We start from the raw sequence: 13,463 nt of genomic DNA, 5'->3' as shown, positions 1-13,463 counted from the left end.
AACGTGGCAACCGGCCGCCGCGCTGGAGCGCACCGCATAGCGGATTCAAGTCAGACATCGCGCCATGTCCGAGAAGTGCCAAACCCAGACATGGCGGCTGTAAGTAGCGCAACGAAAAAGCCGCCCGAAGGCGGCCTCTCAATTCAAACCCGATGATCGTGAATCAGACTGCGACCAGAGCTGGCATTGCCTTCCGACGATAGGCCATGAAGCCCACGCCAATGAAGCCGAGAAGCATCATTGCCCACGTCGAGGGTTCGGGGACGTCACTGACGGGTCCAGTAGCCGAGGCACTGACGGTTCCAGTACCCGCGCCTTTGTTTAAGTATACGTCAAAGACATCTGGAAGCGTACCCGAGAACAGGAAGCCAAAGCTGTTGCCACCATTACTCCAAACGTTGAACAATGCATCTTGTCCCCATACTGGATTGTTCGTGATCGCGAAGAGCAGACCGCAGCAAGCGCCGTCAATCGGCACAATTGTGTCAGCGCCGCCTAGATCAGTGCCGTGATTGTCACGAAAACCAACTGGTCCCGGAGAAGTCTCGTTACCGATTGTTGAGGGGGTGATCAAGGTTAGATCGAAAATGCTACCGCCGAAATTGATCGAGCCTGTTCCACTAATCGCCTGTCCGCTCTGCACGTCGAGAGTTATTCCGGCCGTAAAGGCAGGTATCATGGAACTTCCGTCAAAACTATAAACTACATCTGCGTTAGCGGCCGGCGCAAATGAGACAAGTACCGCACCGATAAGACCAGCCAATCCTGCACGCGTTAGACCTTTCATAGCCACTTCCCTTTTGTGTAAAACTACTTCCTCGATTAGATTGGTCGCCTTTAAGTTGCCTCGAATAAGAGACGGGATACAACCTGTCAACATATTGTGTCAGTTTTCCTGACATATTTATCTTGCCGCATGCAATTCCATCCTTGCGATTCCAGAACAAGCATCCGCTCATTTCAATATACGCGCCGTGCGACGCGCTCACGCGTGCGCAGCAAATTTGCTGGGTTGCTAATTTAAAGACCACTTGACCTTCTCATCCCCTCAACGACTCATCAAATCGACCCATGCGATTGACGCCAAGGGTGGCCGGCTTCCGATCGGAATACCGAATCTGGATAGCTACCCCTTCCTAATTCTGTTAGGGCATCGCTTTGGCCGCGGAGCGGCGCAAGCTTTCTGCGCCCGGTCCGAGATCCAAGGTCCGGTTAGGTCCTCCAAATGCCGCTCGAACTGCCACATGAAAGCAGCAGCGGCAACACAGATGATCGGAAGAGCCAAAAACCATACCATGATGACCTCATGCCCCTCGAGAGAAAACAAAGCCGCCAAGCGTAATATGATCGCCTGACGGCTTTGCCGCGGTGGGCCCGGACACGGGAAATTGTCCGGTATGCAACCTTAGCGCCTCGCCCTGACGTTGCAACGAAACTCGCTTGTTAAGCTGAATACCGACGGCGCAGGTTAAATCTGGAACCCCAAAAACAAAAAGACCGCCCGAAGGCGGTCTCTGTATTCGCGATTTAGATCTGGTCAGGCTGCTGACAGAACCATCGGGCTGCTCTTCCGCGAGCGCCGATACGCCATGAAGCCAACGCCCGCAAAGCCCAGGATCATCATGGCCCAGGTGGAAGGCTCGGGGACGTCGGAGACGGCGGAGGGGAGGCGGGGGATGTTGGCCGATGCATAATCAGTAGCCCCAAATTGAGTGCACCACAGGTGGCTCCGATATCGAACCTCCGCCACCCAAAATTTTCGGTTCCAGGTTATAACATCAGGTTGTATCTTTGCCAAACACACTATGCAACATGCTCATGAGAATCTTATCGAGCGCGTGTTCTATAAAGAAGTTGCGCCCCGCCGCGGCGGGAGCCTCGGCCGATCTAGGAGACGAATAGACCGCTTTTCGGCAATGCCTTTTGTCCTCGTCTCGGCCGCAAAGGCGCATCTGCGCGTCGTGCCAGTTCTTCGCGCAGGGTCGAAGGCTTGTAGAAGTGAAGCAGCCCTTGGCCGTTTTCATCTGCGCGCGTCGTAGATTTCGGTAATGTTCGCCGTTCACAGCCAGGGATGACAGTCTGTAGACCGGCAGCGGTACGTTCGACTACAGACATATTGTGGCTCCATGGCGATTACACGCAAATTCAGTGTGGCACACTGTTCACCATTTAAGAACGGCGGTTGAGCTATCGCGCAAAGTTGGTGACGTCGGGAATCGGGAAGATGGCATATCGTGGGGGGCTTGACGCCTCCACTTCTCCACCGAAGGAGCGATATGCCGTGCCCAGGGATAACGTCATCAAGCTGATTCAGCCAGGAGTCTTCGACGATCGAGGTCATCGCCAAGTCGACCGACGGTCAGCCCATAACCGCCGCCCCCTGACCGGCCGTCACCAAAATTTGGCGATAGCTCGCCGATACGCCGACAAAAGTTGATCTTGTTGAAGAACCGCTCGGCGAGGTTCCGGCGTTTCAAGCATAGTGCATTCGGTCGGGCTTGCGGACTGAGGGTCGAAGGGGAAATGACAGATTTGCCGACAAATAGCGCTTGCAAGGTTCCAGGGTAAAATCGTAGGTTGGGGGGATTTATTTAGCTTATGGGGTAAATGATATGCGCAGTGCAATTTATCTAGCGACTTTAATCTTGATCCCGTCAATCGCACACGCCGATACTATTGTGCAGAATACGAACACGCCCGGGTTTCCCGGTACATTTAATTACGTCGGATATAATTCTTCAAACGTAGCGTTCGGCCAGCCGGTGGCCTCGGAATTCTTGTCCTTTGGAGGACGCTTCCATCCCGGTTCGGGTTCAGATGAACAGGTGTTCGGGTCACAGACGACAGTAACCGCAACGCAGAACGGTGTCTCCTTTAACGTCCCCTTCTCTAATGCTGTGCCGGATCCCAACCTCTTTCAGACGTCCATTCCATTCAACCCGAACCTCCTCGGACCCTGGCAACTAACGGTCAGCAACAGCAGTACGAATCCGACTTATAACACCCTAGTGATTAACACTGCAGCCATTCCATCGCTTCCGCCGCCCCCGTTTATCACCGGAGCAACAATTAGTGGGACATCGGCGACGGTAACCACTCCGACAATTACCTGGAATGCGCCGCCCGCTGTCACACTGCCAACAGGTTACTTTCAGACGACGAAGGTTTTTATCTTCGACCTCAATAATAATAAGCAAGAAATTTTCAGAGAAGACCTAGCACCGGGGCAGACTAGCGTCGCCATTCCTGCAAATCTTCCTGGTTTTGGAGCGCTCGATCCGAACGGCCATTATGGCGTTCTCATTCGTGACGACTTCCGACTGAACAGCAACGCTACAAACGGAGCAAGCTCTCAGAGCTTTTTCGATTTTCACCCCAACGCGGTATCGCAATTCAGCGGTCCTGTTCAGGTACCCGTCTCATCGGTCAATACCGTGGGGCAAACGGTCTATAGCTTCAACATTGACGTTAGCCATGGTCAATCCGTGAACTTAGACCCCGCAGCTGCTCTCGGTTATATTTTTTCGATTGGTGTCGGCAATCCAAACTTCGCGACCGTACAGCTTCCAGATCTGGGCATGTTGCATCCCTATGATCTTTACCTATGGAACGGCACATCGTTCGTATTCGCGCAGCAACTTGCAGCCAATACCTTGTTCAACTTTGGTCCAGGCGGCGTCAGCATGTTCGAAATATTGGGAATTGATCCAAGCTTGGGTCTCGACCCCAATAATTCAACCGCGTTCGTCACCCAAGTCACTTTCACCGGAGATGGCGCATTTACGGGTACAATGACGGCGGTTACTGCCGTCCCCGAACCATCAACATGGGCCATGATGATCCTCGGCTTCGCCGGCGTCGGCTTCATGGTCTATCGTCGGAAGAGCAAGCCAGCGTTGATGGCCGCGTGATCAACCATCAACGGGATTGAATTGAGAGCCGCCTACGGGCGGCTTTTTCGTGGCAAGAGTTTTATTCGGCATGTCCGGGTCTGGCACTTTTCGGACATGGGTGGTCACGCTGACGATGTCTGTTCTTGAGGTGCAGGGTAAAGCGGAGTGCGCCGGGAGACCGGCAAGGAGTAGATGGTGCAAGTCCATCACGATGAAGGAGTAGCGACCCGCATCGACCCCGAGTCATGCGCAGATGCCCGCGAGGGCATCGGCGAAGCGTTGACAGGGGAGCGCATAGGCCAGCCATTGAGCCGCGATAGTACCCTCATCCTGGGTGCCGACGTCGTTCCGCTGACGGAAGGCAATACGGATGGGCGCGATAGTGCGAGCGCCCAGACGGCCCGGCGTGGTCGTAGACACTGGCATGTGCGGACGCTCTTTGCTCGGGAACCGGGAGATCTCATGGTCGGCCAGCGCCACATGCGTGTAGCGCTGGTCCGTGTCGGGAAGGCGAGGAGCCGTAGCCGATGATGTACGATCATGAGAAGTCTGACCCCGCCATAGTAGCTGTGAAGCCGACGAACAAGGCCGGGCAACCGGCTGCGGAGTTGGTGGAGCCAAGGGCGGGGGCCGAGGGGAATGTGAGTCAGCAAAGCACGGGCCGGGCACAGTACCGGGAAACCGTGTCACAGGCGCTGAAGCGCATACGGAATTTCGTGAGAATATCACGACGCGCCGTTACACACCCGAGGTGGGAGCCGTGTGCCCGAATTGGGCTCGCACGGATCTGTGCGGGGGGCGCGGGGTAACTCGCGTCCCTACCGCGAACGGCCTAGTTGCGCGCACGGACTTCCGAATTTGACCGAGGCTGTGTGAAAACTCCGACGTCGAACTTGCGCGTAGAAAGTTAGTCTCGATTGCGTTCAATAAGAGAAGAGGCGATCTGCCAGTCACCGTCGGAAGAAGAAAAGAGAGAAAACAATTCTGCGAGTTCTCCGCGCGTGCACGTTTTGCTTCTGGACCCGACTCGGACATCGACCCGTTTTGAAGAAAGCAGCGGCGGGGCATCGCATGCTGCTCATGCTGGTGGGGCTTTTACGTCTGCGGCCAGCCCTCGGTATCGCGCTATTTAATCTGGAAATATTTGAGATTCCGGTGCTGCTTAATTAAATGCGGGATTTCACGGCAGGTTCACCCCATTCGTTGAGCGCAACAACGCTTTAGCCATTTACTGAGCCGGATCTATATCTCCACCGGATCTATATCAATGGCTTGGCTTGCTCCGAACGCCCGATGTTGACATCTGGGGTCGTGTGTTTTACCGGTTTTAGATTACCTAGTTTTAGCCCGTAAATGATCATACAGGTCGAAAATGTCGATTAAATCAATAATGATGCTTTCGGTGTTCAGCGCCTCCGTGGCGCTATCAACGCAGGCGCGTGCTGGCACGATTGATCTTGGTGAGGCTGCGTTCTACGGAGCCATCGCCGGACCCAACACCCACAGCATGCAATTCAGCAACGCGACCTACAACGGAAATGTCGCCACCGATAATTCCGCCACCACAGCGGGAGGCAATTACGTCCAGTTCAGCAGTGGCACGATCAACGGCAATTTCAGCTTCGTTGGCACTGCGCAGACCAATCTCGGGTCAGGCACGCTCAACGGCGGCAAGGTCGCCAACGATGCGAACGTTGCATCCGCCTACAACACAATAGCGAGCCTCTCCAGCACCTTCGCTGCCCAGTCCGGCACGTCTTTCAGCGGTTCGGGCGCCCTCAACGCGACCAGCGGAACGCTCGACGGCACTGGAAGTTATGTATTCACGGTCTCGGCTAGTAATTTCCTTAATGGCGGCGCGTTGACGATCACCGGCGGCGCCACCGACTCCGTGGTGATTAACGTCACGGGCAACAATAACGTCCAACTGAAGAACCTGCTAAACCTCACAGGCGGGATCACTTCCGACAACGTGTTCATCAACATCCTAGGCATCGGGCAGCAGATAGGCGGCAACACGAATATGGGCGTCGTCAATGGCGTCATCGTCGGCCTCAACGACAAGTTCAATATTGATAGCACCACGATTGACGGTCGGATAATCGGTGGTGACTCGTCGGACTTCCAACTCGTGTCCCACTTTGTATTGAATGCTCCTCCAAGCCCTCCCAACCAAGTAAGCGGCGTTCCCGAACCCTCCACATGGGCGATGATGCTTCTCGGCTTCGCCGGTATTGGCTTCACGGCGTATCGTCGCAAAGACAAGATGGCGCTTCACGCTGCGTAACCACCCCGCTTCTGACTTAGGAGAGCCGCCTCAGGGCGGCTTTTTCTTTTAGGCCGCCTCAGTTGACGGACTCTTTCATGTCAGGCTCGCCATCTCGTAGCGTGGCCCTTCGTCCGTCGCCTCGACGCCTGCGGCGCTGCGTTGCCCGGTTCATCTGCGATAGTGATGAGAATGGCCTCAAAGGTCAACGCACCATTTCGGGCCAGCTCCATCAATCAAGTTGCTGTCTGCCACGCGGACAAGCAAAGCACATCAGCATTTGCCTGGAGCCACGGCAACCACTCTCCGCACCCGCGCTTGGCCATTTTTGAGATAAGCCGCTGCCCGCATTCGATATAATACCGGTGCGCCACGGCTTAGATCGCCGTGGCCGCCGAATCACCGTAGCGGCGGCGTCCTATAAGTGGTCGCTTGAGCGATCAAATTCGCGGTGAAAAAGAAGACCAAGGCGGAAAGGACAGCAAACAGTTTTAATTTTATCGTTAGCCCCCACTGAAATGCCCCCATCGCACCCTCGCGCCCCGGTTGAGTCAATTAGTCCCGACTCAACTAGTGCGGCTTGTGCGCCATCTACAGGGCGAGCAACAGGAGATCGCGTCCGTGGACGAAGCACCGACAATCATCGGCACCTGTATCAACTGCATCGCGCCGGGAAGCTTGAGCGCAACGCTGGCGGTCATCCCGGTGGAGCCGGCATCGCTTTGACCGTGGAACAGAGCAAGCTTTCTGCGCTCAGTCCGAGATCCAAGGTCCGGTTAGGCCCTCCAAATGCCGCTCGAACCGCCACATGAAAGCAGCAGTGGCAACACAGATGATCGGAAGAGCCAAAAACCATACCACGATCACCGCTCAATTCGATATTCGATGAATTTCTTATAGATCCAGCGCCTGCCGTCATGACGTCGCCATACCTGTCCGAAAACGAGCCGGCCTGTAATCGACCTCCTTGGAATGACGACGGTCCAAAGGTGCCAGACTTCAGCCCAGGCTGGTTTCGCACTCAAGCTTAGAATCCGAAGATGCTGGCTGTCTGTAGTCATGAGAGGGCCCGATTGAGCGATAGCGGAATACGATCACACGACGGCTTTGCCGCGGTGGGTCCGACGCTGGGGAAATTGTCCGGTGAAATCAGCGTATCCGCTCCGCGCGACACTGCAACGAAACTCGCTTGTTAAGCTAAATACCGACGGCGCAGGTTAAATCTGGAACCCCAAAACAAAAAGACCGCCCGTCTCTGTATTCGCGATTTAGATTTGGTCAGGCTGCTGAAAGAACCATCGGGCTGCTCTTCCGCGAGCGCCGATACGCCATGAAGCCAGCGCCCGCAAAGCTCAGGATCATCACGGCCCAGGTGGAAGGCTCGGGGACGTCGGAGACGGCGGAGGTGCGGATGGTTCAGGAACTGCGGTTCGTGTGATCTGCACTTGGCAAAGTAGCCATCTTTTGAGACGTTGCTTGTGGCAACGGCGCGAAGCTAACCTTCGATCTTTCCCGGACGAGCTCGCAAGCTAGGTTGAGACAATCATGGACACGCTCACTAAAAATGCTCGGAATAACATGGTCGAACACCTCAACAAGGTCTTGTCACTGGACGACCCAATGACCTTTCAAAAAGTGCTTTTGGATTACGCCCGAGGCCGCCACGAGCTGACGTTAGTTGCCGAACGAGCGGGGGTTCGACGCGAAACCATCTGGAGATACGAAACCGGGGAGACTGCCGCACCGTTTGAAACGCTCGTCAAGATCATCGCCGCGGTCGGCGCAAAGCTTATTATCGTGTCTGATGAAGCATCTTAAATGCAGATACGGATTTAGAATCAGGACAGTGCCAAGTGTCTACAGACCGTACCCGACGTTGCAACCTCCGGGTAGCCACTATCAGAATGACCGAGCAGGAGTGCGACTTGTGGATGCGCGCGCCGTGGGATGACACCCACCTCGGTCAGGAGGGTGAAATGACGCCGCTGCTGAATTACGCTTTTGACAGTGGCTGCCTGACTTGCAACGTCAGGAGGTCAAGCTAGGATGGTGTTTTTGGGACGATTTTAAATGAAGGCATTGGGTTTATCAATGATCGTCGGTGGCGTAGCCTTCCTATTTAGCGGTCTCATCTTTCTAATGCGGACTGAGCGAAAGGTGTCGGCACGGAAGCATTCGTTCGAGGAAAGCCAAGAGGAGATAGAGTATTATCTTCGCCAGATGCGGAAAGAGCGCGGCGAACTTTAGCTGTATCATGGGCAAGAAGATCGGTAGGCGCATCTGCCTAGCGGGCGCAATGGTAAGGCACCACAGCGCTGCGCGCGACCTGTGACGATGCCAAGGCCGGACATGAAAGAGGCCGCCAACTGAGGCGGGCTCAATCGAACGCGACGCCGATCCTGTACCCACTTCGCCACACGACATGGCAGAGCAGGCGCAATCCATCGTCCGGAATAGCTAGTGTGAAACCCTCAGGGATACCGGTTTGGTCGGATACTTCTATCGCCGCCCCGGCAACAGACAGATTGCGGACCATGCAATTGATGGCGCTGCCGCCGATGGACTCGATGGTTCCGGCTTTCGAGACGCGGTAGCGAGGCGCGATCCGTGTTTCTACCATTAGCCGAATGATCTTGCGATTTGAGAAAAGATAGCCGTTGCCGCCCGGGTATATCGGGCGTCGTTAAATTGCTCATCCACAAAATTGAGTATGAGGAGAGCAACCACGGTGGCAATTGCGACTCTCATGGAAGTATTGTTGCGGCCATAGGTTAATCATTTCATAATGGCGACACTGGCCGTGCTCCGGGGATGGCGGCGGGCGCCCCGCGCGATCAGGTATCCTGACTGCCGACGCGACGCCATCGGGCGGCCGCGGTCCATTTTCACTTCCTTAAACAGGCCGGTGTTGCTCTCGCCCGGTGTCCGCTTTGAAGCATTACGGACTCAAGTCGGACATGGTGCCATGTCCGTTTCAATTTCGGAAGTGACCGGGCCGCTCAAGCCGCAGCATTCCGTGTCAATCAGGATGATGATATTGATCGAACCTGCCAAAACCTGAGCAGCCGACGTGCATTTTCGGTTGTTAGTTTGGCGAATTGAGCCTGTGCCTTGGCCGATTCAAGCGGCCCCATTCTTCCCGTCGCAAGGCGGCTATCTAAGACCGCGTGGACGGTTTCCCAGCTAAGCCCCGCGGCTCTACAAGGAATGAGGACGCCATCGTCGCGAAGGCTTTGCATCAAGGGTCGGATTACCTCGATGGTGGATCGCGATAACTCAGCGAGCGCAGCCACGGTCTCCTCATATTTGCGTTGCTTAGCAAATCCGAACAAAGTCGCTTCATTTAGTTCACCCTTTTCGCTTAGCAGCGCTACGAAGCGCGTCGCCGCCGCAAAGTCGCGAACTTTGGACATCTCACGGTTTACTCCCGCTGAGACCGCTGCAATAGCAGTTCGAATTTCCTCGAAAAGGTGCGGTGGCGCTCGTGATAACAGCCGCGACCGGACCGCGTCTGTCGCGTTCCGCAATAGTTGCCGACGAAGCTCGGAAGGTAAATCGACCCGTATGCCAGTCTCAACGGCAAGTTCGGGATCGGATTCAGCTTGCGCTAGAACTTTGGCAAATCCAGATGCGGAAACGCGCGCACCGGGATTATTGATTATCCGACGACTAACGGCTGGGTATCGACGTGCCAATAGCGCGTCGGTGACAACTTCTTTCAACCACCAACGGCCTGAAATGGCCAATAGGTGCTGCTCACCTTTTGTTTCCGCGATTTCGAGCAAATCTTCGGTGCCCAGGCGCGCAGATTCCGACAAAACTGGACCAGCAATAGCTATCTCGTCGTTCCTTGCAAGGCGGCGGATAACAGAAGGCGGCGCTTGGGCGATGGGAGCAAGTTTCCCACTCAGCTCCGCAAGAGCAATGCGGGCGCTGATATCTGCGATGGCCCGAAGCTCTATCGTCTTTATGAGGCGTTCTAGCACATTGTCGAATAGCTCGATCTGCTCGCCATTCAACTTGACGGCGGATGACAGAAAAAAATCTGTCACACGCTTCATCGTTTCCAGACGCTTTTCTGCGGACCCGGTATTTATTGCTGTTTCGACTTCGTCGACAATTGATAACTCTGCAATAGGCATCGCTCATCCTGAGCGTTTTACGAGCGCTGTTCTAAGCGAAAGACGATCTATAGAGGGAATAACTAAATGTTTCGTAAAATTGGAACCTCGACCCGTGACACCAGCAAGGTTTATGTAATGGTCAGTCTCGGTCGCTAAGGACCAGTCCCCTGGCGGCCGATAGATTGCCGGATGAGTGGGGTCAATCGCGTCGTTTCGACCGTGTTGGGACACTTCCGGTCTGCCGCTATGAACGGACATGGTCAGACCGCCCCGGCATGTCGGAAAAGTGCCAATTTCAGAAGTCGCTCAATTGATGCGGGCCAAAGGAAAAGCCGCCCGAAGGCGGCCTCTACAATTCAAACCCGATGATCGCAGATCACGCGGCCATCAATGCTGGCTTTGTCTTCCGTCGGTAGGCCATGAAGGCAAGACCGGCAAAGCCGAGGATCATCATAGCCCATGTGGAGGGTTCTGGCACAGGCGGAGCGAATTGGACGTCAATCAATCCGACTGAACTGGTAGTAAAAACGTCTCCGGCCAAGTTCACCGTCACCGAGTTAGCGCCGAAGCTTATTGTTGAATTGCTCAAGCCAGGCTGTGTGCTGTTCGGATCGACGAACGCGGCGACGATCGGCGAGTCACCGAGGGGCCCCGATATTGTAAATCCGTCGAACGATGGATCGGACAACGAATGTCCTTGGCCTGGGTACGAGTAGCTAATTTGCAACTCATTTTGCGCAATACTCGTTACGGAGAACGTGGCCGGTTCTAAATTGGAAAAAGTGCTCAGATTCGACGACCCGTCCGCGACAAAACTAATCGGGCTCCCCGCGTAGACGGCTCCATAGGTCGGGAAATAATAATTGAACGTAAGGTCTTGGCCGGTCCAAGTGGTCACTACCAAATTCCTTTTTGGTTGGGCCCAAATGTGGGTGCCGTATCGTCACGCACTCACCTTGGCGTTTTAGTCCGCGCTCAGTAGTGTCAGGCCAGCCCCGAAAGGTTCAAGCGGCTAGTGAGATAGCGGTCATAAACAGATCTTACCGCCCTCAAACGCGACTTCCGCCATTACCCGGAAAGCGGACATGGTCCGGCGGTGTAGCCATGTCCGAAACGTGCCAAACCCGGACATGGCGGATGTAAGTCGCACAAAAGAAAAAGCCGCCCGGAGGCGGCTCTCAAATTCAAACCAGATGATCGCAGATCACGCGGCCATCAATGCTGGCTTCGACTTCCTGCGATAGGCCATGAAGCCAACGCCTGCAAAGCCGAGGATCATCATTGCCCACGTGGAAGGCTCGGGGACGGCGCCAACGCTCCCGGTCGTGACATCGATGACCAAGGTATCAAGATAAGCCGGATCAGCCCCGTTGATAAAGACCGTGAACTCGTCCGGGCCGAGAAGTGTCAATGTGGCGGGTAAGAAATCGGCGGCCGTGCTCTGGTCGATGGCTACGCTCGAGATGTTCTCATTGGTGAATTTAAAATCGAATGTAGTATAGGGATCCGCAAATTGAAGCGGAGGGCTTGCGTTATTATAAATCGTTACCGTCGTGTCCGAAAACCAGAACCCCGCGTCTGCGCTTATATTAAATGGTTCTGTATTGTGAAGGTTGGTTGAGGGTATGGGCGCCGACAGCGAAAACGGGCCGGGCGTGCCAGCGTTAAAAACTGTGCTGCCGTACGGCTGTGACGTCTGTGACCCGAAAAAGATATCGACAGTGCTGTCTGCATTGATCAGCCCGGCTTGCGCCTGCACACCCATCAAGCTAAAAAACGAGCCAATCGCGACCACAAACAGGATCTTCGTCCGCATGACATTTCCCCTTTTGATTGATTAGTTTTCCAAGGCGGCTCTCACAAACCCGATGCTCGGTGATCACGCCACCATCAATGCTGACTTTGACTTCCGGCGATATGCCATTAAGCCAATGCCAGCGAAGCCGAAGATCATCATTGCCCATGTGGATGGTTCGGGGACGGCGGAAGAAATGGTGCCCGCAAATCCCGGGTTGTCAGAAGTGTTGAAGTTTCCTCCGCCAGTGTACGTGCCGCCGAAGGCGGTTGCGAGCCAATCCACGCTGCTCACAGGGGCCGTAGAGGTATCGGTTACTTCGAAACCGCTCAACGTGAGACCGGGGGCAATAAAAACAGTGCTCAGGTTAGGAGAAATCCAAATGTTGTTGAAGGAGATGTTAGGTCCTCCCGAGCCAAGGGGGTTGTAGGAAGCACCGTAATTAACCCAACCAGAGGGAATTCCCGTTTCATTTGCTGTCGGCAATTCGACGCCGAACGCGTAAACATCGTTAGTTCCGCCAAGATTATTGGTTACCGAGAAATCATATACCCAAGCGCCAGATGAACCGGAAATGGTCTCGGTAACATCGACAGGAGAGGCCTGAGCGAGCGACGCAGCCAAACAAAGCACGGCAGAAGCAAGCAAACGTTTCATTGAAATACCCGCTGAAACTTTTTCTAACCTTATAGGCTCGCCAAGGAACCACAAGCGATAATTGTGGCAAATGCCAGCGATATATTTTTGGTAGTATTTAATTGCGAGCCGCAGCCCCCTCAAATATTTCAAATTAAATAGCCGGACACCGGGGTGTTCGTGTCTCGCGATGTCCGAAGTGGGGTCAATCGCGTCGTTTCGACCGTGGGTTCGGCCACTTCCGGTCTACCCCGAGGAACGTACATCGTCAGACCAGTCAGGTTGGTCCGGTTCGTGCCAATAACGCCCAATGCACCGCAGCAGGAGTGATGCGGGGCTGACCCGGCACGTCCCAAGAGTCCTCGATCCTTCGCATGTAGGATCGTCATTGGGGACGGCGGTCGTAACATTCTTAGTCACGCAGACCGACAAATCAGAAGAAGTAGGATCAGCGCAACAACAATCACAACAGCGGCGGTAAGTGCGGGCCACGGATAACGGCGCGGTGTCCTATCGCACCAGCGACGAGGCGGAATATAGCGGGCTTCCATGGCAACCTTAGTCGCGAGTTCGACGCCGAAGGGGCGTCACACGCGCTTGCTTGAGAAGAATGTGCTGAAAATATTTCCGTGCGACCCTTTCTATTCTAGCACCGTCGAAATTAGTTTCGGTTTTTTCAGGATGCCGGTTGAAGTCCGGTTCAGGAGATCGTTTGGATAACCGATAGCGATGTGCCCGGTTCCTGACGT

The 13,463-nt window shown here is 54.8% G+C and carries 7 protein-coding genes and 5 pseudogenes; 4 read left to right on the top strand and 8 right to left on the bottom strand.

Features of this window, described 5'->3' with window-relative positions:
* Positions 1–163: 163 nt before the first annotated feature.
* Together B5527_RS47770 and B5527_RS47765 are read right to left on the bottom strand one after the other, a co-directional pair.
* A pseudogene (locus B5527_RS47770) lies at positions 164–271 on the bottom strand (PEPxxWA-CTERM sorting domain-containing protein); the annotation flags it as partial.
* Between the two features lie 1,266 nt (positions 272–1,537).
* A pseudogene (locus B5527_RS47765) lies at positions 1,538–1,663 on the bottom strand (PEPxxWA-CTERM sorting domain-containing protein); the annotation flags it as partial.
* A 2,134-nt stretch (positions 1,664–3,797) separates the two neighbouring features.
* Here B5527_RS47765 and B5527_RS47760 point away from each other — a divergent pair.
* The 3 genes and pseudogenes from B5527_RS47760 to B5527_RS23500 all read left to right on the top strand — a co-directional run.
* Positions 3,798–3,911, top strand: a pseudogene (locus tag B5527_RS47760) (PEPxxWA-CTERM sorting domain-containing protein); the annotation flags it as partial.
* 1,026 nt (positions 3,912–4,937) lie between these two features.
* The gene (locus B5527_RS47155; protein WP_276329275.1) at positions 4,938–5,063 is read left to right on the top strand and encodes a hypothetical protein; all 126 of its coding nucleotides are present in this window, start codon (positions 4,938–4,940) and stop codon (positions 5,061–5,063) included.
* 202 nt (positions 5,064–5,265) lie between these two features.
* Complete coding sequence (locus B5527_RS23500; protein WP_079603668.1) at positions 5,266–6,180, top strand: PEPxxWA-CTERM sorting domain-containing protein; 915 nt, start codon at positions 5,266–5,268, stop codon at positions 6,178–6,180.
* Positions 6,181–7,437: 1,257 nt separating this feature from the next.
* Here B5527_RS23500 and B5527_RS47755 read toward each other — a convergent pair.
* The gene (locus B5527_RS47755; protein ID WP_079603666.1) at positions 7,438–7,521 is read right to left on the bottom strand and encodes a hypothetical protein; all 84 of its coding nucleotides are present in this window, start codon (positions 7,519–7,521) and stop codon (positions 7,438–7,440) included.
* A 183-nt stretch (positions 7,522–7,704) separates the two neighbouring features.
* Between B5527_RS47755 and B5527_RS23485 the strand changes: the two genes are divergently transcribed.
* On the top strand, positions 7,705–7,977 hold the full coding sequence (locus B5527_RS23485; RefSeq protein ID WP_079603665.1) for a helix-turn-helix domain-containing protein: 273 nt from the start codon (positions 7,705–7,707) through the stop codon (positions 7,975–7,977).
* 559 nt (positions 7,978–8,536) lie between these two features.
* Here the strand turns inward: B5527_RS23485 and B5527_RS23480 are convergent.
* The 5 genes and pseudogenes from B5527_RS23480 to B5527_RS23460 all read right to left on the bottom strand — a co-directional run bounded on the left by B5527_RS23480 (position 8,537) and on the right by B5527_RS23460 (position 12,867).
* Positions 8,537–8,779, bottom strand: coding sequence for a PilZ domain-containing protein (locus B5527_RS23480; RefSeq protein WP_079603664.1), 243 nt, complete (start codon positions 8,777–8,779; stop codon positions 8,537–8,539).
* Between the two features lie 403 nt (positions 8,780–9,182).
* On the bottom strand, positions 9,183–10,301 hold the full coding sequence (locus B5527_RS23475; RefSeq protein WP_079603663.1) for a DUF2336 domain-containing protein: 1,119 nt from the start codon (positions 10,299–10,301) through the stop codon (positions 9,183–9,185).
* 358 nt (positions 10,302–10,659) lie between these two features.
* Positions 10,660–10,770, bottom strand: a pseudogene (locus tag B5527_RS47750) (PEPxxWA-CTERM sorting domain-containing protein); the annotation flags it as partial.
* 717 nt (positions 10,771–11,487) lie between these two features.
* A pseudogene (locus B5527_RS47745) lies at positions 11,488–11,592 on the bottom strand (PEPxxWA-CTERM sorting domain-containing protein); the annotation flags it as partial.
* A gap of 570 nt (positions 11,593–12,162) precedes the next feature.
* Complete coding sequence (locus B5527_RS23460) at positions 12,163–12,867, bottom strand: PEPxxWA-CTERM sorting domain-containing protein (RefSeq protein ID WP_197689201.1); 705 nt, start codon at positions 12,865–12,867, stop codon at positions 12,163–12,165.
* Positions 12,868–13,463: the final 596 nt, after the last annotated feature.

Source organism: Bradyrhizobium erythrophlei, assembly GCF_900129425.1.
In the GTDB taxonomy this organism is placed as follows: Bacteria; Pseudomonadota; Alphaproteobacteria; order Rhizobiales; family Xanthobacteraceae; genus Bradyrhizobium; species Bradyrhizobium erythrophlei_C.
Note: the sequence above shows the minus strand (reverse complement) of the source record. Positions and strands in the feature narration are given on the sequence as shown.